The sequence below is a fragment of the Phyllobacterium sp. YR531 genome, from assembly GCF_000282595.1.
Lineage (GTDB): Bacteria > Pseudomonadota > Alphaproteobacteria > Rhizobiales > Rhizobiaceae > Phyllobacterium.
Genome location: NZ_AKIZ01000022.1, coordinates 212525 through 235867, shown reverse-complemented (window position 1 = coordinate 235867; position 23343 = coordinate 212525). Strand labels below are relative to the sequence as shown.

The 23343-nt window shown below is 49.3% G+C and carries 13 protein-coding genes; 10 read left to right on the top strand and 3 right to left on the bottom strand.

All coding sequences use genetic code 11. The features are described from left to right. The first annotated feature begins 250 nt into the window (after positions 1–250). From PMI41_RS24300 to PMI41_RS14685, 4 genes are all read left to right on the top strand, one after another. Entirely contained in the window at positions 251–2506 is a 2256-nt protein-coding gene (locus tag PMI41_RS24300; protein WP_244423946.1) for a glycosyltransferase, read from the top strand. Between the two features lie 13 nt (positions 2507–2519). Continuing rightward, on the top strand, positions 2520–4763 hold the full coding sequence (locus PMI41_RS24295) for a glycosyltransferase (RefSeq protein ID WP_008126116.1): 2244 nt from the start codon (positions 2520–2522) through the stop codon (positions 4761–4763). 38 nt (positions 4764–4801) lie between these two features. Next, positions 4802–5503 carry a class I SAM-dependent methyltransferase gene (locus PMI41_RS14690; protein WP_008126115.1) on the top strand — a complete coding sequence of 234 codons (702 nt, stop codon included), beginning with the start codon at positions 4802–4804 and terminating at the stop codon, positions 5501–5503. A 68-nt stretch (positions 5504–5571) separates the two neighbouring features. Continuing rightward, complete coding sequence (locus tag PMI41_RS14685) at positions 5572–7518, top strand: acyltransferase family protein (protein ID WP_008126113.1); 1947 nt, start codon at positions 5572–5574, stop codon at positions 7516–7518. 102 nt (positions 7519–7620) lie between these two features. Here PMI41_RS14685 and PMI41_RS24290 read toward each other — a convergent pair whose 3' ends face one another. Together PMI41_RS24290 and PMI41_RS14675 are read right to left on the bottom strand one after the other, a co-directional pair. Next, on the bottom strand, positions 7621–12654 hold the full coding sequence (locus tag PMI41_RS24290; protein ID WP_157179400.1) for an autotransporter-associated beta strand repeat-containing protein: 5034 nt from the start codon (positions 12652–12654) through the stop codon (positions 7621–7623). A gap of 393 nt (positions 12655–13047) precedes the next feature. Next, positions 13048–13620, bottom strand: coding sequence for a winged helix DNA-binding protein (locus tag PMI41_RS14675; protein ID WP_008126109.1), 573 nt, complete (start codon positions 13618–13620; stop codon positions 13048–13050). Positions 13621–13705: 85 nt separating this feature from the next. Between PMI41_RS14675 and PMI41_RS14670 the strand changes: the two genes are divergently transcribed. The 3 genes from PMI41_RS14670 to PMI41_RS14665 all read left to right on the top strand — a co-directional run bounded on the left by PMI41_RS14670 (position 13706) and on the right by PMI41_RS14665 (position 17938). Next, the gene (locus tag PMI41_RS14670; protein WP_008126107.1) at positions 13706–17314 is read left to right on the top strand and encodes a hydantoinase B/oxoprolinase family protein; all 3609 of its coding nucleotides are present in this window, start codon (positions 13706–13708) and stop codon (positions 17312–17314) included. Between the two features lie 239 nt (positions 17315–17553). After that, positions 17554–17715, top strand: a complete 162-nt coding sequence (locus PMI41_RS25075) for a hypothetical protein (protein ID WP_008126105.1) — start codon at positions 17554–17556, stop codon at positions 17713–17715. 13 nt (positions 17716–17728) lie between these two features. Then, positions 17729–17938 carry a DUF4167 domain-containing protein gene (locus tag PMI41_RS14665; protein ID WP_040854975.1) on the top strand — a complete coding sequence of 70 codons (210 nt, stop codon included), beginning with the start codon at positions 17729–17731 and terminating at the stop codon, positions 17936–17938. Between the two features lie 131 nt (positions 17939–18069). On the opposite strand, the gene PMI41_RS14660 is transcribed toward PMI41_RS14665, so the two are convergent. Beyond that, entirely contained in the window at positions 18070–18741 is a 672-nt protein-coding gene (locus PMI41_RS14660) for a GntR family transcriptional regulator (protein ID WP_008126100.1), read from the bottom strand. Between the two features lie 184 nt (positions 18742–18925). On the opposite strand from PMI41_RS14660, the gene PMI41_RS14655 reads away from it, so the two are divergent. From PMI41_RS14655 to PMI41_RS14645, 3 genes are all read left to right on the top strand, one after another. Next, positions 18926–20344, top strand: coding sequence for a malonyl-CoA decarboxylase (locus tag PMI41_RS14655; RefSeq protein ID WP_008126098.1), 1419 nt, complete (start codon positions 18926–18928; stop codon positions 20342–20344). Next, positions 20341–21867, top strand: coding sequence for a malonyl-CoA synthase (locus tag PMI41_RS14650; protein ID WP_008126097.1), 1527 nt, complete (start codon positions 20341–20343; stop codon positions 21865–21867). The genes PMI41_RS14655 and PMI41_RS14650 overlap by 4 nt, the downstream gene beginning before the upstream one ends. A 112-nt stretch (positions 21868–21979) precedes the next feature. After that, positions 21980–23332, top strand: a complete 1353-nt coding sequence (locus PMI41_RS14645; protein WP_008126095.1) for an SLC13 family permease — start codon at positions 21980–21982, stop codon at positions 23330–23332. Positions 23333–23343: the final 11 nt, after the last annotated feature.

The window sequence follows — 23343 nt, the reverse complement described above, 5'->3', positions numbered from 1 at the left end:
TAGCGGTAGAATCGTTGTCTCCGTTCCGTTCGGAATTAATGATTTTCACGACCACAAGCAGACATTCTATCTGACGGGACCGTTCGAGCTTATCGCCAAGTATTTTGACGTCGTCGAAATCAAGTTCTTTGGAAAATGGCTTGGCATCGTTGGCGTGAAGAGGCAGGGCAAAGCAAGCGCCAATGGACTTGCTCTCGATGCCAATCAAACTCGGGAGAGCGAGAAGGCATTCTTTTCAATCGAACGTAAATTGGTCGATCAGATCAATGTGCTTAACGGTAATGTGAGCAAGTTAAACCAGCAGATCCATGATCTGAAGGCACAATCTGCTGCCATTTTGCAGGAAGAGATCAAGAAAAAGCAGGAGGAGATCACGAAAAACCGCGCTCAGCTCGAGCATGAACGTGACGTGATCGTTGCAGACCTCAACGCTTTATTGAAACAAACAACCACTGAGAAACAGAGCCTTGAACGCTCCAATGCAGTTTTCGACAGTTCGCTCAAAAAAACCATTGAAGAAAACACTGAACTTGCCGAACGCATAGACACTACACGCGACGCGCTCGAACAGATCACATCGCAAAAGGGCGCATTAGAGAAAACTCTGGCAAATGAGCGGGCCAAAGCGAAAGCGCTGCAGGAAACCCTGGAGCGCCAATTGCGCGACCTGAAACAGCATAGCAGCGCACTGGAAGAGTCTTTCTCCTTTTCATTGGGCCAGGCTATCGTTAAAGCCCGTAGTCCGGCAGGCTTGCTTCGCCTCCCAAAAGAAATTGCCAAGGCAGTCGCTAGAAGAAGAAACCGCACGAAGCCTTCGGCGCTCAATGCCTCGAAAAAGCCGTCTGTGGGCGCATTGTCAGCTCCCAATCAAAAGTCTTCTTCAACGTCATCAGGCCCTGTAGTCAGAGAGGTTGAGGTAGATATCGCGGCTCTTGGTTGGCCATTGCCGCCCACTCACGCGCGCGTCACAGCCATGTCCGTTCTGGATAAATTCAGCAGGAGTTGTTTTGCTCCTTCATTCAATTTGGTAGAGCCGAGGCCCGATAACTGGGAAGCCTTGCTCGAAAGAGACAAGCCCTCATTTTTGCTTGCTGAATCGTCATGGCAGGGGAACGAGGGTAGCTGGCAATACCGTGTTGCCCATTACGCAAATCCTCCGGGAAATGAGTTTGCCGAAATGGTTGCTGGCTTCAAAAGCCGCGGATTGCCTACAGTGTTCTGGAACAAAGAAGATCCTGTTCATTTCGAGAACTTCAAATCGGCGGCAAAAAACTTCGACGTAGTGCTAACCACCGCTGTGGAAGCCACTGAGAAATACAAAGAACTCGGGGTGAAGTCTGTTTCCGTCCTGCCGTTCGCCTGTGAGCCAACACTGCATAATCCAAAAGGGTCAGCAAAACGAAACGGCCGCGTCGCGTTTGCCGGAAGCTATTATGCCAATCGCTTCGCCGATCGTAGAAGAGAGCAGGAAGATCTGCTTGATGCTGCGCAAAATTTCGATCTGGATATCTACGACCGTGCAGGGGCAACGTCTCCTGATTTCGCATTCCCGGAGCGTTTTCGCGCCAATATACGCGGATCCCTCCCCTACGACGAAATGTGCCAAGCATACGGAAAATACAGCGTCTTTCTGAATGTGAATTCAGTGGTCGATTCGCGAACGATGTTCTCGCGTCGCGTTTTTGAACTGCTTGCGACCGGCACTCCAATCGTAAGCACTCCATCGGTCGGCATCGCAGAAATGTTCGGCGATCTGGTGTGGCTGGTAAAATCCAAGGAAGAAGGCAACGAGGCAATCAAAACCCTTCTGACAGACTCCAATGAATGGAGACGCCGAAGCATACAAGGCATTCGTGTGGCGCTATCCAAACACACGTCCAGCCATCGGAGCCAGTCGATTCTTGACGCAATCGGTGTCCAATCAAAAGTGATCGAGCAGCCCGATATATTAGCGTTTGGTATTGCTTCAAATCAAAATGAAGCAGATCGAATTCAGACGAACTTCGCCAAACAGCAATTTTCTTCGGGTAAGAAAAGACTGGTGATTTTCTCGCTTTCAAATGACATTGCGACAGAGAGCAAAAACGACACCACGATAATACGCGACGAACCCAACATCTGGAAACGGCTTGCGCAACTGGTGGCAGAGAACCATCACACCCACCTCTTGTCGGTCCCGGCAACCGGTATTTGCGGACCGCATTATCTTCAGGATCTTTATCTTGCCACGTACTATGTGGAACCTTCCCTGATTGGAAAACCGCAATCATCCGAAGATAGTTATAGCTATAATGTATCTTTGGAATCCGATGCGTGGATGCTTCCATCTGAGCTTCTTTTCAGCAAGCAATTAGAATTTGCCGAACTAAACGCAACTGTCATGACAGATGTCATGTTAAAGTCCGGGTACCAAAGCTTTGCTATTGATTCAGCAAACTTTATTCGCGATGGATGGTCAATCCATAAAGACAAGCTTGAGAGCCTGATATCTCGCGAGTTTATTTGAGAGATCCAATATAATGCAAAATGGCAGCAAGAAATATCGCGTGCTGGTAGCCGGACACGATCAGAAATTTTGGCACCCGCTACAGGCTGATCTTGAGAAAACCGGGCAATTCGAGTTCCGCGAGGATTATTGGCCAGGCCACAATTCGCATGATGAACGCCAGACTCTCGAATTGATGAAATGGGCTGATATCATTCTTGCGGAATGGTCGCTCGGAAATGCTGTATTTTGCGCAGAGCATAAAAGACCTGATCAGCGCTTGGTAATAAGATTTCATCTGCAAGAACGAGATACCGAATATCCGTCGAAAATTGACTACGACAATGTGGACATGGTTGTTTTTGTTGGAGAACACATCCGACAGGAGTGCATTCGCAAGTTCGCCATCCCTCCTTTAAAAACCATGGTCATAGGAAATTTTGTAGATCAGAAAAAATATGACAAGAACAAACGGGGTGGCGCTGAGTTCAATCTTGGACTAATAGGTTCGGCCCCAAGCCGCAAACGATTGGATCTGGCATTTGAAACACTTGAGATCTTGTCGGAGATTGACGACAGATATTCATTACACGTCAAAGGCAAACAACCTCAAAATATTGAATGGCTGTGGGCCCGTACCAAAGAGCGAGAGTTCTACAGCGACGTTTACGAAAAGATAAACTCATCCCCACTTCGGCATCGCGTCGTCTTTGATCCGCAAGGAAACGATGTCCAAAGCTGGCTGGAAAAAATCGGTTTCATCCTGTCTCCGTCTGATTTTGAAAGCTTTCATATGGCTGTTGCAGAGGGAATGTCGTCCGGATCAGCGCCCGTGATCTGGTCGTGGGATGGGGCAAAGGAAATTTACCCGACAGTACCTGTTGTTGAGAACGCAGCAGAAGCTGCCGCTTACATCGACAGGCTGCGGCGCTCTTCCATGCATTCAAAGCTGTCACAACAGGGAAAAGCTCTCATTCACGGAAGATATGATGTTGACGTCGTTGTAAATAAATGGACCGAACTCTTTCTGCCCAAAACTAAGTCGATTGCGCATAAGGCAACGAGCGTGCGAAATGTCGTTGTTTTTTGGTGCATTGATTCATGGGATATGTTTCATCGCCGAGAGATGATTGAGGCCTTTGCAGCGAATGCAAAAGAAACCTGCGATTTTCTCATTATCGAACATGGCAATCACTTCAAGACATTGCTTGAGCGGGGAATCTGCCCTCAAGAAGAGTTAGAGCAATTCGCAGCGCTGTCGCCTATTCAACTTACAGACAACAGTTACAGAATGCGGCTTCTGACGGGCGGTTTCCCCGAGGGAGTTAAAGTCGCAGATGTTCTCCGTAAAGGCGGGTCCATCGCGGATATATCAGAGGCGGCGGTTAAAGCAATTTTTGGCAATAATTCAAATGTGCTTCACTGGATATACAAACCAGATCAAGTGAAGAATCTCCCCGCGACGGCGGAATACATTTATGAAGTCTATGACGAATATACGCGAGATTTTTCCAGCGGTGCGCTGATACCCGCGATGATTCAGCTAGAGCCCCAAACGCTGGCCAATGCCCGCCACGTTTTCTTTACATCTGAACCGCTGCTTGATCGAAAACAGAAGCATTGCCGATCATATAGCCTCGTCAGCAACGGTGTAAATTTCGACGCGTTTGACAAATGGCGAGTTAATGAACCAACCGGCAACAATCTGAGAAAATCTGTCGGGTATCTAGGCAATCTTAGTGATTTTTTTGATTGGCAGCTAATGGCTGAGGTTTGCGCTCAATTGCCGGAAATAGATTTCTATTTCCACGGTCAGATTGAACGCGCACGTCTTACCCATATACAGACAGCGGTATCAAGATTGGAAAACCTTCCCAACACGATCTTCACTGGCCGCGTTAATCGAGAGTTTGGAGCGGCCGCAGTCAATCGTTACGATGCACTGGTCATTCCTTTTGTCGTGAATGACGCGATGCACGCTGTAAACCCGCTCAAACTGTGGGAGTATTTCGCGACAGGAAAGCCTGTAATTTCCTCACCGATGGACGCGGTTAGTATTGAGTCCCCCGTGCTTCGAAATGCTGCTTCAAGCGAAGAGTGGGTTAATGCCATCAACGATTCAATAAATTCTTCGGATGTCCAAGCGAGTGAGAAGCGCAGAGAACTTGCTCTCGAATTGGATTGGCGAACACTTACCAAGAAGCACTATGAAATATTACAAGACTGGTGCAGTCAGGATATGGTCGCAGAAGCCAAAAGAAAAATGTCCGCCTACTAGTTCCTGATTAACACCGGCAGTCGAAACACGGATCATCAATGGTATATAACTTTCTCAAAGACTGTATTCCTCGCGACCATTGTCGCCAGACACGTGCCATACAAATTTTCGATACCTACAACCAACAGCGTGCACATTGGCCAAAGACAATTCTGGACTTCGGCTGTGGTGCAGGAAATTCGATTGACGTTTTTTCAAGCAAAGCCCCTGCCGCCAGTTGGACCGGCGTTGATATAGAAATCAGCCCTGAGGTTGCCAGCCGCAACAGGAGTGGCCCGCAGTTTGTGACCTATGATGGGGTCACGCTGCCTTTCCCTGACAATCATTTTGATCTGGTTTTCAGCAATCAGGTTTTTGAACATGTTCGCCATCCCGAGAAAGTTCTCAAGGAAATTTGCCGGGTACTGACACCTGAGGGACTGTTTATCGCGCAGACGTCACAGCTGGAACCGTATCACAGCTACAGTGTATGGAATTATACGGTGTATGGTTTCAAGACTATATGCAGCGATGCCGGGTTGAATATGATTGAAGTGCGTCCGGCAATCGATGGGATCACGCTAATTCAAAGATCCCTCAATAAAAATGCCCCCGAATACAACAAATGGTTCGCAGAAGAGTCGCCAATCAATATTGAAATTGAGAATCAAGCGAAACAAGAGGGTCTTTCAGTTGATCTCATCAACTTTCGAAAGCTGATGTACTGCGGTCAATTTTCCTTTGCATGCGAAAAAATGTGACCACTCATTCCGATTTTAGGTGCCGCTTTTCTTATGCACCGCCTGCTTGATCATAGAGTATTATCGATATGAATGCTGAACCATCGGCGTATTACCGCAAGGATATCGATGGACTACGGGCGCTTGCTGTATTGTTCGTGGTCATTTTCCATATCAATGAGAATTTGATTCCAGGCGGCTTTGTCGGAGTAGACATATTCTTTGTCATATCCGGGTTCGTTATCACGCAAAGAATACTTAAAGATCTAGCTGGAGGAACGTTCAGCTACATCGAATTTTATCGCCGCAGAATAAGAAGAATTCTTCCTGTCATGTTCTTCGTAACATCGGTGACGTTGGTTGCTGGCACACTAATCCTTCTACCCGACGATCTGACGTCGCTATCGTGGTCTACGTTATTTTCTGCGTTTTCTGCTGCAAATATCTACTTCACGTATTTTTTGGACACCAGCTACTTCGCCAGTGATAGCCGCCTGACACCGCTACTTCATTTGTGGTCGCTTGGTGTGGAAGAGCAGTTTTACTTTATTTGGCCAGCTTTACTGCTCGCCTTGGTGAAGTGGCCCCGATCCATCATTCCCGGTTTGGTTCTTTTGATCGTCGCCAGCATTGGTATTGGGCAAATTCTTCTGGCTCACGGAGAATTCTCCTTTGCTTACTATATGCTTCCATCCAGAATGTTTCAGTTAGCAGCTGGTGGTGCTGCAGTGTTCGTATTGCAGTCCACTTTGATCAACCGCTTATCGCACTCAATGTTTCTGATAATTGGCCTAGTGGGCTTGAGCCTTGTTGCGGGAAGCGCGTGGTTACTTGACGGCAATACCGCCTTCCCAGGGCTTAATGCGGTTCCCGTCACGCTAGGCGCATTTCTGATAATTTTATCGGGGTCCAGAAAAAACCTCTTGGCCGATGCGTTCTCTATAACGCCGGCAAGATGGATCGGTAATATTTCTTATTCTCTGTACCTTTGGCATTGGCCAGTTTTAGCGTTCATGCGCTACAGCTATATAGAACTAGATTTTTTGAGCGCCACTTTGGCATTCGTAGCCATGATTGTTCTGTCAACAATCTCATACTTCACAATTGAAACCCCATTTCGACACTCCAGTGATTCATTCCAAAAGGTTTTTGGACGGTTTTTTGCGATACCGGCGGTCATTTTAACTGCGGGCTGTTTAGTGATTATCGCTTTCAAAGGCATTATTCCGCTCTTTTCACCGGCCAACTACGCGACAAACCTTGCTCGGCTTGCGGAAGAGAGCAAACCTGCAAACGAGTATGATTATGTCTGCCAGCGTTCTCAATTGCGCCCTCAGGATTTAAATGACGTAAGGTGCGTAATCAACGGACCAGCCAAGCCCAAAATACTGCTCTGGGGAGACTCCAATGCTGCTCATTATGTCGGGGTTTTGGGTGCCCTTGCCAAAAGCAAAGGTGTTTCATTCAGGAATATAGAACACTCCGCATGTCCACCGCTCATCAATGATCCATCAAGGTTTGCAAATGATTTTTTCAAGCGTACCTGCAAGATATCGTCAGAAATAGTCAAACCGTTACTTGATAAATATGACCACATCATAATTGCCTCATCTTGGGCACAGTACGATAATTTTTCTCCAGACTTTCAAGCGCAAATCAAAGAGACGCTTCAGTCTTTGTCAGCCCGAGGAAAAAAGGTAACGGTACTGGGTCAAGCAGTCCGGTTTCCAGGATATGATCGGCGTTGTCGTGAACGAGCCTTGAAGCTCGGCACCGACTGTATTGCCGTTTCTGTAATAACAAATCCCGGAACGACGATCTACAATGAGAAAGTCAAAATGATCGCTGAGAGCATTCCAAACGTTGAATATACCGACTTCAATGCTTTGCTTTGTAACGGCAAAATATGTTCGCCCTATAATGGGACGACACCGTTATACTTTGATACTGGACATTTGAGCATTCCGGGTTCATGGTTGTTGGGAGAAATGGCTGTTAAAACTGGCCAATATTCCAAACTATTTGAACCGCACTGAACCAAATGACAGGTCTCTTGTTTTAAAGCCTTGCCACCTTCCAACTCTCATCCTTTATGGATGAACGTTGGAAGGTTTTCCTTGCGCAATATCCTTACGACATCAGAATTGCATTCTGAACTGCGCGGTCATTGAGCCACCAAAGATATCTTCTCCGTACTGAACGTCGCCGCGTACACTACCGATGACCAATCGTTCTACTCCGTTGATCTTTCCTGTTAGCGCCAGAACATTCACGCCGAAACTCGCTTCACCATATGTCTGTAGCCGTTCCGTTTTAACCGGAAATACAATCTCACGTGCACTGCCGGGGTCTACAGTCAAAGTGGCATTAATATCGCCAGCAAAATCGTGATATCCAGTCAGCGTAACGAACGGTGATACACGGATACTGTCATCCTTGAAGAAGAAGTTTCTCGATACCGTGATCCCACCGAAACCGATCATGCTTTCAACGTCTGCAAACCGCACTCGGGCCGCATTCTGGTTGAGAACAATGTTGCGAGGGATAATCAGATCGTCAGTGCTACTCTTCGAGTAGGTGAAGCCGGTTGCAGGGATAAACGACCAGTCATTGTGTTTGAAGGTATACGAGGTCGAGCCGCTGATCGACACCCTGTCCCCATTAACGTCTGCGCCCCCGATCTTGAACAGCGGATCGTTGACGTTGATCGTATAATCCATCAGCTCATTGCGGACCTGCACATCAAAGAAGAAAGGGCCTTTGGTGTAAGCAGCATAACCACCATAGAAAACTGAGGTGAAGTCTGTCGTGTTGGAATAATTCTTCTGGTCAGATTTACCGAAAATCTGGCCGGCAGTGACACCAAAGTTTACGTTGGCGTCAGTATCTTGAATATTGAAGATACCTCCGTCCAAGCCGACCTGATAACCGTAATAGCTTGTTTCAATTGTTGCAGGCGTATCGACTTTTGAGCCGTCAGGTTGGGTAATAGTACCGCTCGTATCAATTTCAGACAGACCACCATTGGTACGCATCCACGGCGCAAAGCCAAACTGATTCTTGTCCGGATCGACCGGGGCAGAAACCAGACCGCTTGACGGCTTGAAGAATGACGATCCGATAACGTTTTGTGCGGCAATAAACCCGGAAACAACACTGCTTGCGGCTGTTCCATCCACCCCGGAACGCACAACATATTTTGAACCGCCGCCAGAAAGATCCTGACGTATCAAATTATATTCGATAACACCGCCTGTTGGCAGACCGGAAGCGGTCAATTCGCCCCCGCCGCTGTCATCCGGAACGTCAACAAGAAGGATAGTTTTACCGAAAGCGGATGGATCCTGTCCAGCAGTCAGGGCATTGATCTTGATATTGGTTTTGCCAACAAGCACGCCACCGAGTGTAACAACGTCGGAAGTTCCTTTGTCGAAATCAACATCAAGGGAAATATTCGAGCCTTCCTTACCAACATAGTCACCTGAAATTGTCAGTCGATCAGTGACCTTGTTGTTGATCAGATTGAGATCACCGCCTGCGCGGTTCTCAAATGTCTCAAGGCCATCAAATCTGGTGTTACCGCTCACTTTGATCAAGCCGCTATTTTGAATAACGTCATTGTCTCCGAGCAATGTGAAAACACCGGAATTCCCGACATTCCAGACACCACCAGCCATATTATTGACAATCGTCTCAGCGCCAGCACCTGATGACAATACCCCCTGCATCTGCCCGCCGGAGTGGTTGTTAAGGATTGCTTTGCCAGCCACATTGTCGAGAAGCGTCAACGTTTCAGGATTGGCTGAAGTAGATCGGATTGTCGCAAAATTGTCGAATGTAGTCAGGCCCTTATTCTCGCTACGCAGGGCTGTATTTCCTGCCCGGACATCGTGATCCAGAATGGCATGTGAATCCGTAGCCTCACCCTTGAAGGAAATAGCGGTGTCTGAAGCAGTCACCGCACCACCAAGATTTAGATTCATTGCGCCATTTCCGCTCGTCTCAAGCGAAATGGCTGTCTTGCCACTGATCGTATTGCCTGTCTTTACGTCAATATCCCCGTTTTGGGATTTGACGAAAACCCCGTGGCTGCCGCCTGCTATAGCTCCGGAACCGGCTATAGTAACGCGGCCACCAGTCGATCCCGCCGAAACTGCAGCACCAGCAGTTCCCTGCACGATGTTATTCGAGACGATGTTCACGTCTCCCTTGCCGGTCGCGTAAGCGTTGATGCCTGTCGCACCAGAAACGCCACCTGCCGTCTGAATATTGATATTTCCATTGACGTTTCGTGCCAATATCGCATTGCCCGCACGATTAACGACGGGGCTTTTGCTATCAGTAGAAATCGTTACATCATTATCGGTATTGGAAACGTCTATTCCAGAATTTGACAAGGCCGCAATAGTTCCGCCCATTGCTTTGGCCTTAATGCCCGCAACAACGTCACCCCTGACTTCACCCCCCGTTTGACCAAATGCATTTGTGGTAACTCTGTTGCTATTTTCAAGCGTGCCACCACTCAGGAGATAGCTGTTTGTGGTAACAGTCCCTCGCATTGTGCCGCCGGACTGGCTGAACACATTTGTGGTCGCAGTGCCTGTCAGCGAGCCCCCTTGCAATGCAAATCCGCGATAGGCTGTGATCGTGCCGGAAGCATTCCCGTTGGATAAAATGTAATTGTTCGTTTCAACCTTGCCACCCATACTCCCCCCTGATTGAGAGTATTGGGCAGTTTTGGCATTGCCACCCATGCTTCCGCCCGATTGGGAAATGGACTGACTGACATTCAGCTGCCCGGTCCCGGTAACTTCCGCATCGTCACTTATGCTCAATGTATTCGAATTGACTGTCCCATCAACCTTTCCGGTTTTGGACAATTCGTAACTCAGTGTGTTTGCTGTCCCAGATAGAGTTCCGCCCGATTGTGCGATACTCGTTCTCGAATAAAGCTGCCCACCCTTTTCGACGGTGACATTATCGTTCAATGTCATCTTTCCTGCACTAACAATACCGGTGCTGGTCACACGCCCATTTCCGGACAGGTCATAGTTTTGAGCAGCTGTAGCGCGTCCGGAAATTTTACCACCGGACTGCTCGATGTTCACTGCATTGACACCACCCGATATCGTACCATTCGACAAATCATACAGCGTCGTACTAGCGTTACCGCCCATATCGCCACCCGATTGTGAAATGCTAGTCGAAACGTTCAGGCGCCCGTCTTTGGTAACGCTACCCGCATCACTGATAGTAACTTTGCCAGCGGTAACTTTGCCGGACAGTATGCCAGTTCCGGACAGATCATAATTCGTCGTGGTAGCGACCCCAGACAACGTTCCGTTCGAATGATTGACATTGACACCATTCTTGATTTCGCCCGACATAATGCCACCGGAAAGATCATAAGTGGCCGTGTCAGCAATTCCACCCATATTCCCGCCGGATTGCGAGACTTCTTTTGAATTCAAACGTCCGCTGGATGAAACCGACGCATTATCCCTAATCGTCGTCTTGTCGGCGGTAACGGTGCCGGTCAGCTCACCGCGTCCCGACAGAGCATATTCCTCAGTATTCGCCGTGCCGGACAGAGTTCCGTTTGACTGGTAAACATTCTTGCCATTGACGATGCTGCCGGACATGTTGCCGCCAGTGAGATTGTACAAGGGCGTATTGACAATACCCCCCATATTGCCACCTGACTGAGCCACCCCATTCGAAGCATTCAGATGAGCATTCCTCTCGACTATGGCGCTTTGACCCATCGAGATGTTTTTAGCATTGATGATGCCTGTCGACGTAAGCGTGCCATTTCCGAAAAGATTATACTGATCGGTGGCGGCCGTACCTGACAGCTTGCCGCCCCACTGGTTCACCCGATCTGCATTGATGACCTCTCCACCCGGAGCTATACCACCTGAGATGTTGCCGGACATCTCGCCGCCACTCATGTTGTACACAGGCGTTACGGCATTGCCGCCCATTACACCGCCGGTTTGCCCAATCCCGTCTTCCGCGTTCAATCGTCCGTTTTTTTCAACAGTGCCGCCGGAAATGAGAACAGTGTCGGCGTTCACGACGCCTGAACCTTTAACGGTGCCATTTTCAGAAAGATTGTAACGTTCCGTGTTTGCGGTACCTGATAAATCGCCGCCGGAATGATTAACGACCTCGGCTTTATCAGTAATGGTGCCAATATTGCCGGATATCGTTCCACCAGACTGGTTGACGACTCTGGCGTTCAATTGACCTTCGACGGCACCGTCATCTCGAATTGTCGCATTGTCAGTGTTTACAGTGCCCGTACCTGCTAGAGTGCCTCCCGACAGATCATAATTTTCTGTCGTGGCAGTACCAGACAAAACCCCGCCTGACTGATTTACATTGTCAGCATTTACAATGAAGCCGGACATCGTGCCGCCATACAAATTGTAAAGTGGAGTGTTTGCCGTACCTTTCATATCGCCTCGGGATTGCCCAATCGACTGACTGGCATTAATCCGAGTATTCGTTTCGATTATTCCTCCGTTGAGAGTAGCTGTTTCCACGTTGAAACGACCGTTTCTCACCGAACCACCTTGAGCAGTCAGGTTTTTCTGGGTCTGAGCCGTATTTCCAAGGTCGAGAACACCGCCACCTACATAAGTGCTACCTGAAGTTGAACCCAAGGTTCCACCGCTATCAAACGGTCCTTGCGATGCCTCTATCTGAAGTGTGCCCCCATTGACCCTCGTACCGCCTTCGTAAGAATTTCGTTCCGAGAGAATAACGGTGCCTTCACCTTCTTTGACCAATTGCGAGTCTTCGTTACCTTCGACCTCGACATCGATTTTGGTAGTCGTTCCATCGGCTGCAGTTATTTTGTTGACATCATCCGTCAGGTTGATGCTCCCAAAACCTCCAAGTGTATAACCGCCAGTCTCGAACGTAAGTCCGCCGACATCACGTTGCCCGCTGACCGAGACGTCGCCACCTACCCCTTTAAAGATTGCAGTATCGCCCCCGGACCAACTCGAATTGGTATTACCATCACTAGTTGTCCAATTATTGTTGCTACCATTCCAGGTTCCAGCACCTCCGCCGACCTGCCCGTTATTTGCGGGGTTGTTCGCATCCCAATAAGCATCGTCTGCGCGAGCCAGATGCGGCGCTATAGTTAGTCCGGCAGACACGAAACCCGAAAAGACAACAATACACGAAAGATTCGTAGTCGATCGCAATCGACTAATATAGCTGTTCTTTCGGATATATTGCCGTTCGGAAGGGCTGCCAGAGACTAATTTCTGCTTGTTCAACAAATCGAATTCCATGTGGCCAGACATTCAAGAAGAAAAGGGACGTGAACTTTATATCGCAAACTATACAGACGATTTGCTGTACTCAACCCCTACACAACCTTTTAGACATGTACAGTTGCAATTTTGTGTCGTTCTAGCCGATCTAGTGGATAAGAACTATAACGCACACATACTAGCTAACACTCTGAACGCTTAAGATCGGCTTTCCATGAGAACGTGGCGAATCAATTTTCAAGCCAACCGAAAGCGCTTTCCAGCCAGCAAATCTCAGAGCGTCGTGGCAGCGCGTGCTGATTGGTCGTAAGCGCCCGAAAGAAAACGAAGAACAGCCGCCATTTCAGAAAGCGTGCCTTCTGCAGGTCTTGCGTTGGTCGTTGATGCAACAAACAATCGCTCCCGTATCTGCGCGTAGCGCATACAGGCATCTGAACCTTTATCGGTGATTTTTATTGTCTTTTCTTTAGCGATTTTGCCGGTCGTCACCAAGCCTGCAGCTTCCAATTTGCGAATAGCGTAAGTTGCAACATGCGTGTCTTCGATATCAAGAACCAAACAGATATCGGCGAGCTTCTTTGCCCGGCCACGATGGCGAACGGAGTGCAGAATGAGAATTTCCGTCGCGGATAGTCCCGGCAATCCGGCTGCAGCCATGCATCTTACCATCCATCTGGAAAAGGCATGCGAGGCAAGGATCAACCCGTATTCAACTTCGGAGAGTCCGGGAGATTCACCTTCTGCGAGATGCGCTGACGACACGATGGGGCCGATGGGCGAGACTGGTTTCAAAGATGTAATCTGCTCGATATCGGCTTTATCAGTGCCACCAGGATTTACTGCCATTTCGCTTGCTTCTCAATCATCAATTTTATATCGTCATTTTATACATATATTATCGATGATAGCAAACAACGTTTAAGGCGGCGAAATGAGCATTGGGAGCTGGGATTTTTGGGTAGACCGCGGCGGTACCTTTACCGATATTGTTGGACGTGACCCTCAAGGCATACTGCATTCACGGAAAGTCCTGTCAGAGAATCCCGAAGCATACACCGATGCTGCCGTGCACGGAATTCGACAGCATCTTGGCCTGCAAACAGGTGATGCCATTCCCGCAGGTATCATCGGCGAAGTTCGCATGGGAACAACAGTCGCGACTAATGCTCTATTGGAGCGCAAAGGCGAGCGACTGGCACTTGTCACAACCAAAGGATTTCGGGATGCGTTGCGTATCGGCTATCAGGAACGCAAGAATATTTTCGCCACCGAGATAATCAAAGCGGAAGCGCTTTACGATCAGGTCGTGGAAATCGATGAGCGTGTGCTGGCCGATGGAACTATTGAGACTTCTCTCGACATCGATGCCGTCCACATTACCTTGAATGCATTGAGAAATGAAGGCTATGACGCGCTGGCAATTGCTTTCATGCATGCTTACAAATTTCCCCAACATGAAGCGGCAGTTGCTGCAATTGCTCGCGATGTAGGATTTTCGCAAGTCTCCGTCAGTCACGAAGTGTCACCACTGATCAAGCTGGTGGGACGTGGCGATACAACTGTTATGGATGCCTATCTTTCTCCCGTTTTGCGCCGCTATGTGGAACAGGTTTCGCGGGAACTTGATGTTGCCCGCACCGGGGCAAGGGTCATGTTCATGATGTCGTCTGGTGGACTTACTGCTGCCGAAATGTTTCAGGGAAAAGATGCCATCCTATCAGGACCAGCGGGCGGTGTTGTCGGCCTCGCCAAGACCGGTATCGAGGCTGGTTTTTCCAATGTCATAGGATTTGACATGGGCGGCACCTCCACCGACGTCGCGCATTTTGACGGGGAGTATGAGCGGGCATTCGAAACTGAAGTTGCCGGTGTGCGGGTGCGTGCCCCCATGATGCTAATTCATACCGTTGCCGCTGGTGGTGGGTCGATCCTGCATTTCCAGGATGGGCGATTTAGCGTTGGACCCGATTCTGCGGGAGCGAAACCGGGGCCCGCGTGCTATCGCAATGGAGGCCCGCTCGCTGTCACTGACGCGAATGTCATGGTGGGCAAACTTATTCCTGACTTTTTCCCGGCAATCTTTGGATCGCACTACAACGAACCGCTTGATATCGAAATCGTTCGTGATCGGTTTGCGCAACTTGCGGACGAAATCGGCGATGGCCGCAGTGCGGAGGATGTAGCCGACGGCTTCATACGGATCGCGGTTGCTAACATGGTGGAGGCAATCAAGAAAATCTCAGTTCAACGTGGCTATGATGTCACCCGTTATGCGTTGAGCTGTTTCGGTGGTGCGGGCGGCCAGCATGCCTGCCTTGTCGCAGACGCGCTTGGTATGAAGAACATCCTTGTTCATCCAATGTCCGGCTTGCTTTCTGCATATGGTATGGGCCTTGCCGATATCAGGGCAACCCGCCAGAAGGCGCTCGGCATATCACTCGACGATGAAGCTCCAGCGCAACTTGCAGCTATGGGTGAAGAACTGGAACGTGAATGCGTTTCAGAACTTCAAGCACAAGGCATCGCCCGCTCTGGTATTACCACCACTGTCCGTGCCCATATTCGTTATGCGGGCACTGATACAATATTGGCCGTTGATATTCTTCCAGATCACGAGAGCGCAAAACGTTTACGTAGAGAGTTCGAAATACTTCATAAGCGACGCTTTGGTTTCGTTGCGGAAAACAAGGCACTTGTCATCGAAGCGACAGAAGTTGAAACCATCGGCGGTGGCGGCGACCAATTTGAAATAAGTGTTGATGCCAACGCATCGGGAGAGCCAACTCTTGTAGCCCACAATCGAATTTACTCGCAAGGTAAAGCACATAATGCAGCGGTTGTTTTGCGGGAAACAATGAAACCTGGCCACCGGTTGACAGGCCCTGCAATCATTATCGAACCAAATCAAACCGTGATTATTGAGGATGGCTGGCAAGCTGAGTTGACGGCAAAGAACCATATTGTTCTCAAACGTATAAAAGCGTTGCCCAGCCAGGTTGCCATCGGAACTCAAGCTGATCCGGTAATGCTGGAAATATTCAACAATCTTTTCATGTCGATAGCCGAGCAAATGGGTGTGACGCTTCAAAACACCGCTTACTCCGTTAACATCAAGGAGCGGCTGGACTTTTCCTGCGCGGTTTTCGATGCGGAAGGCAATCTTGTAGCCAATGCACCACATATGCCCGTGCATCTTGGATCGATGGATGCGTCGGTGGCCACCGCAATCCGCGAAAACGCCGTCATACATCCCGGTGACGTGTTCCTGATAAATGCACCCTATAATGGTGGAACCCACCTCCCCGATTTAACCGTTTGTACGCCGGTTTTCGATGATACTGGCGAGACAGTCCGTTTTTGGGTTGCCAGTCGCGGGCATCACGCCGATGTTGGCGGTATTGCCCCTGGTTCAATGTCCCCATTGGCTACGACAATTGAAGAGGAAGGTGTTTATATTGACAACTTCAAGCTCTTGGACAAAGGCCGTTTTTGTGAAGAAGAACTTGAAGCTCTTTTAACTGGGGCCAGACATCCCGTTCGTACATTGTTGCAAAACGTCAATGATTTGAAGGCTCAGGTGGCTGCCAACGAAAAAGGCGTGGCAGAGCTGCGTAAAATGATCACCCATTTCGGTGAAGACGTCGTTGAAGCTTATATGGGCTATGTACAGGACAACGCGTCAGAAAGCGTACGTCGGGTTCTGGACCAGCTTCAGGATGGAAGCTTCGTTTACGAGATGGATCAAGGGTGCAAGATTGTTGTCACTATATCCGTCGACAAAATCGCGCGTGAAGTAACTGTCGACTTTACGGGCACCTCTGCTCAGAGAGCCGATAATTTCAATGCTCCGCGCCCTGTAACACGCGCAGCTGTCCTTTACGTTTTCCGCACACTGGTACAAAGCAATATACCGATGAATGCTGGCTGCCTGCGGCCGATCAACATCATTGTTCCGGAAGGAACTATGCTTTCACCTGAATATCCCGCGGCGGTTGTTGCAGGCAATGTCGAAGTCAGTCAGGCCGTGACAAACTGCCTGTTTGGCGCTGTCGGCGCTCAAGCCGCGGCTCAGGGAACCATGAACAATCTGACATTTGGCAATGATGAATATCAATACTATGAGACTATCTGCTCAGGTTCATCGGCTGGTCCGGGCTATAATGGCGCAGATGCAATTCATACCCACATGACCAATTCTCGTCTGACAGACCCGGAAATCCTCGAAACCCGTTTCCCCGTTGTTCTGGAGGATTTTCATATACGTCCGAATTCAGGTGGCAAAGGCAAGTGGTCTGCGGGCAATGGGACGACACGCACTATTCGCGCTCAGGAGAAACTGGATTTTGCAATCCTTTCCGGCCATCGCCGTATTGCTCCTTTTGGTCTAAATGGAGGAAGCCCGGGCCAGTTGGGTGCAAATTGCGTACGTCGAAATGATGGAACTGTAGAACAGCTTGGCGGCTGTGCGCATACCGTACTTGAAGCAGGGGAAGCATTTACAGTCACTACCCCTACCGGTGGCGGATACGGGCAAGAATAATTGGCAGACCCCCGAATTTTTCTCTCGAATAATTCGGGGGTCGGTGCCCTTGATAAATTCCCGTCGCGCCCCATATGTTGTCTGTCGACCGATTGATCGGGCTATCCCGCAGCAAAATGAATGCGGATGAATATTCAGAATGTCTGACCCGTATTCGACACAGTTCCCAATAGCGAATTTACAATCGACATTTTTCAACAACAACGCCGCGCGGTTTTCTGCACGGCCAATGGATTAAAATGCAAACTATTATTAGAAACCAACAAGAAACCACCTTTACCAAGCCATTTCAGGCTTATTATCAAATCCTCGTCAACAAGCCACAAAACAAAGTGGAGAAGCTACCTTCGGGATTTACCCGGGAAGAGTTGCGCCAGATTGTTGCCGAGCAGATTGACTAAGCAAAGAGCTTTTATGCAAAATCAACGAACACGAACAAGCAAAAGTGCATCGCGAGATGGCTCAACGAACAAAATCAACAATGCAAAAACAAACTATCAGCGCTATCTGGAAAGGGCTCAGGATGCGTTACGCTCTGGAAACCTTGTTGAAGCGGAAAACTGCTATCAGCATGCCGAACATTATTTCCGGACCCTCAATAATCATACGGCACCGTCTCATTGAGATCATGCCTCTTGCTAAGATTGCTTGTCGATCGGTTTGAAGGGATAATTTCATGACACGGATTTCACTGTTGCTCTCAGTTAAGAGCTCGTTCTGAAGGTGGCTGCTGAGCTGTCTGCAAAGCCTAGTAATTAACGCTCTTGTTGATCTGCACCACGCTGAGCAAGCGTTGCAACCAGGTCACTGAAGCGATCGCCCTGTATGGCAATATGTTGCCGTAAAAGAGTCCGCGCACTATCAGCTTCACCAGAGAGAATTGCGCCCACGATCGCTGCGTGTTCATTAAATGAAGTCTTCATTCGATTGCGTACGCGCAACTGGAGACGGCGATAAGGACGTAGACGCCGATGTAATGCGGAACATTGCTCAATAAGAAAACCACTATGACTGGCCGCATAGATGGCTTTATGAAACAGTTCATTATCGTAGTAATAGGTGTCACTGTCTTCAGCATCGGCAGAGCGCTCACATTTGCTGTGTGCAGCCAGCAGTTCCACGCGGTCAGTATCCGTATGACGACGCGCGGCCAATGACCCGGCCATCCCCTCCAGCTCTGCCATTACCTCGAACATTTCGTAAATCCGGTGCGGTGCTGGATCGATTACCACCGCTCCGCGACGCGCTCGAATTTCGATAAGACCAATAGCGCTCAATTGCATCAGGGCTTCACGTACAGGGGTTCGCGATACGCCAAATCGTTTGGCTAACTGTGCCTCGTCCAACCGTTCACCCGGAAGATATTGGTTCGTCACAATTCCATTTTCGATCTCATCCCTTAATCCTTGTACGATATTCTCGGCCATGATCTCTCCAATAATGCAAAGAATTCATTCTTGTATACAAGAAGATTGACTTTCCATACAAGAATGTTAACGTCATATATAACATCGCATCGCGTGGATTAAAACAAAGCTGTTCTCGTCGACGTGAGTGGTACTTTAAAGCCTTTGACTTTGTGCGGGGCAAAACTGAGCAATGGGAACCCCTATGACCAGCACATCCATTTTCAGTGACATGCTGCAAACAATAACAGATCGAGGTCGCAAGCTATTGGCTTTTGCGCCCCGGTCGCCAACAGCGGTCGGTGCTTCGGATATCGAACATCTGTGCGAATTGTTGCTGTCCAGTCGGGGCGAAGCATCAGGCATGGCGTTAGCCGCTCAGATTCTAGATCATTGGTCGCGTCTCAATGAACCGGGACAGCGCAATTTCATGCTGCTGCTTTTCAATAAGTTTGGTCCGGATGAGGCCAGACTTGATGCCGCGATCGAATCATATCGCGCAGACCGGACGCCGAGCGCAATGCTGGAATTGCATCAAGCTGCGGAACCTCGTCGGCAGGAGTTAATTCGCCGTCTCAACCTTGCACCCAATGGCATTTCAACCATGGTGAACATGCGTGAACGTCTGTTGAGCTATAAGATCGACAGCCCGGAACTTGAAGCTGTCGACGCTGACTTTTCTCACCTGTTTGCCTCATGGTTCAATCGTGGCTTTCTCCTTCTTCGCCCTATTGACTGGTCGACACCTGCGCACATTCTGGAGAAAATTATTCGCTACGAAGCGGTGCACGAAATCAGTGACTGGGATGAGTTGCGCCGCCGTCTGGCTCCCGCCGATCGCAGATGTTTTGCTTTCTTCCATCCACAACTTGCGGACGACCCCTTGATTTTTGTCGAGGTGGCACTGACGAAAGCAATTCCCGAAGCAATCTTTGATGTTCTTGATGAGTCTCGTGCGCCAATTGCGGCACAGGAGGCAAGAACTGCAGTGTTCTATTCAATATCAAATTGCCAGATGGGATTAAGGGGGATTTCCTTTGGCAATTTCCTGATCAAGCAGGTTGTCGAAGACCTGCGGCGCGAATTCCCGAAGCTTGAAACCTTTGTGACTTTGTCGCCAGTATCTGGGTTTGCCAATTGGCTTTCAAAGGAAAGAAAAAATGAACATTCCGAATTGCTGACTGCTGAAGATAAGAGTGCGCTCCAGGCATTGGACGGCATTGATTGGGTTAAAGACCCAAAGCTCAGTATTACAGCCAAGGAAATACTGTTGCCACTTGCTGCTTGCTACTTCCTCAACGCTAAAACACACCAAGGGCGACCGCTTGAACCGGTTTCGCGTTTTCACCTCGGCAATGGAGCCAGACTGGAACGAATAAACTTTCTGGCCGATCGCTCCGACCGTGCGATGCGGCAGGGGCATGGTTTCATGGTCAATTATCTCTACAAACTTGACGATATTGAAGCGAACCATGAAGCATTTGCACAACGCAACGAGGTTGTAGCCGCGCCACCTGTTCGTAAACTACTCCGCCAAGACAGAAATGCGAAAAAAGTTGCTCCATCCGCAAGCAATAAAAACCGTGAAACGAACAAAGCCGCCAGCAAGGAACCGACTGCATGAGCAATCATTTGTTTGACGCTATAAAACGTTCCGTCCCAAGCGAAGAGGCCATTTTCATCGAAACGGGTGATGCTCAATATTGGACATATGGGAAGATGCTGGAATGGTCGGGAAAGATCGCGGGAGCGATTGACACGCTCGGTGTCCGTCCGGGTGATCGGGTTGCCGTCCAGGTAGAAAAGAGCGCGGAAGCCCTCATGCTTTATCTTGCCTGCATTCGTTGCGGAGCAGTCTACCTGCCGTTGAATACTGCCTATACGTTGGCCGAGCTTGATTACTTCATTGGTGATGCTGAGCCTCGGCTCGTCGTAGTATCGCCTAAGGCGGAAGAAGGCATATCGACGATAGCGTCCAAATACGGCGCACTGATCGAAACACTTGACGAAAATGGAGGCGGTTCACTTGTCGAACTGGCGAAGGATGAGCCAGCAGATTTTACCGATTCCACAAGGACGCCTGATGACCTGGCCGCAATTCTCTATACATCAGGAACCACAGGTCGCTCCAAAGGCGCGATGCTGACACATGACAATTTGCTGTCAAACGCGCTGTCGCTTCGGGATTATTGGGGCTTTACCGCACAGGATCGTCTCATTCACGCTCTGCCCATTTTTCACACCCATGGATTATTTGTCGCAACGAATGTCATTCTGACATCAGGCGCATCCATGTTTTTATTGCCAAAGTTCGATCCTGCAGAAGTATTGTCGCTCATGCCTCGCGCCACGACAATGATGGGCGTTCCTACCTTTTATGTTCGATTGCTGCAGAACGAAGGGTTAAATCGCAATGCAGTGGCAGGAATGCGACTTTTCATTTCCGGTTCCGCACCGCTCTTGGCTGACACACATCGAGCCTTTCATGAGCGTACCGGCCAAGCCATTCTTGAACGATATGGCATGACTGAAACCAACATGAATACGTCTAACCCCTATGACGGCATAAGGGTCGCGGGAACTGTAGGTTTTCCACTGCCGGGCGTAAGTGTTCGGGTATCCGATCCTGAAACCGGCATGGCACTCGCACAGGGCGAGACCGGTATGATCGAAGTTAAGGGCCCGAATGTTTTCAAGGGCTATTGGCGCATGCCGGAGAAGACGAAATCCGAGTTTCGCGATGACGGATTCTTCATTACCGGCGATTTGGGCAAGATCGACGATCAAGGCTATATTCATATTGTTGGCCGGGGCAAAGATCTCGTGATTTCCGGCGGTTACAATATTTATCCAAAGGAAGTCGAAACAGAAATCGACGCGCTTCCCGGCATTGTTGAAAGCGCAGTTATTGGCATTCCTCACCCGGATTTTGGTGAAGGCGTAACGGCAGTCGTTGTGAAAAAACCCGGCTCTCAAACCGATGAGAAAACCATTCTAAACGCACTGAATGATCGTCTGGCGCGCTACAAGCAACCCAAGCAGATCATCTTTGTGGATGACCTGCCAAGAAACACCATGGGCAAGGTGCAGAAGAATATTCTGCGCGAGCAATACAGTCTGATTTATACCGCTCGCGCGAATGCCTGATTGAACTGCCATCCTTGGATGGCAGGCCGTAAGTGGCGTTGGGGGGAGCTCACGCCGGAACAATAAGGAAATATGGCTCGCCGCTGGCGCGCCGTAAAGGGAGGATATTGTCATGAATATTGAAATACTATCCATACTTGTCCTGATTGGCATGTTTGTTATCGCAACAATATTGCCAATCAATATGGGTGCTTTGGCCTTTGCCGCCGCATTCATTGTCGGGTCACTTATTATGGGAATGACGCCCAATGATATTTTTTCGGGCTTTCCGAGCGATCTGTTTCTTACACTCGTCGGTATTACTTATCTGTTTGCGATAGCCCAGAACAACGGAACCATAGATTGGTTGGTTGAGCAGGCTGTGCGATTGGTCCGCGGGCATATGGCACTTATTCCATGGGTCATGTTTCTGGTTGCAGCAATCATCACCGGATTTGGCGCACTTGGCCCAGCAGCAGTTGCCATTCTCGCGCCAGTTGCTCTGCGTTTTGCCACCCAATACCGCATCAGTCCAGTCATGATGGGACTCATGGTCATTCACGGAGCACAGGGCGGTGGTTTTTCACCTATCAGCGTTTATGGTGGCATCACCAACCAAATTGTCGAAAAGGCCGGGCTGCCCTACGGCCCAACCTCGCTGTTTCTCTCCAGCCTATTCTTCAATCTTGCGATTGCTGTCGTTGTGTTCTTTGTTTTCGGCGGATGGAAAAGTCTGCGCGAACATGCAACTGCCACAGGGCCGGATCCGGATACGCACACGGCTGGCGTGTCGCGTGCGATTGTCGGTCATGGCGGTACTCCAGCTTCACCAGCGTATCATCGCAGCGATGTTTCTCCGTCAGGCGCGCACATTCCATCAAGTGAAGGCCTCACAAGCGAAAGGCTTATGACACTTGTTGGTCTGACGGCCTTGGCTATCGGCGCTCTTGTCTTCAAGTTCAATGTCGGCCTGGTCGCGATAACTGTAGCTGTTGCCTTGGCGTTGTTATCGCCAAAAACGCAGAAGGCAGCTATTGACAAGGTCAGCTGGTCAACCGTGCTGTTGATTGCCGGTATCATCACTTACGTCGGAGTGCTTCAAAAAGCCGGAACCGTCGATTATGTGGCTTCAGGCATATCGGGCTTGGGCATGCCACTGCTTGCAGCTTTGCTGCTTTGCTTTACGGGCGCAATTGTATCGGCCTTTGCATCTTCGACCGCATTGCTTGGAGCAATCATTCCTCTTGCAGTGCCGTTCCTTATGCAAGGTCACATCAGTGCTATCGGGGTGGTGGCAGCCATCGCGATCTCGACAACGATTGTTGATACAAGTCCATTTTCAACCAATGGTGCTCTTGTTGTCGCCAACGCCCCGGAGACTGAGCGGGAGAACGTTCTGCGAAAACTGCTGATCTATAGTGCCCTCATCGCCATTTTCGGGCCAGTAATTGCTTGGCTTGTTCTTGTTGTTCCAGGCGCAGTCTAATCATCCACTAC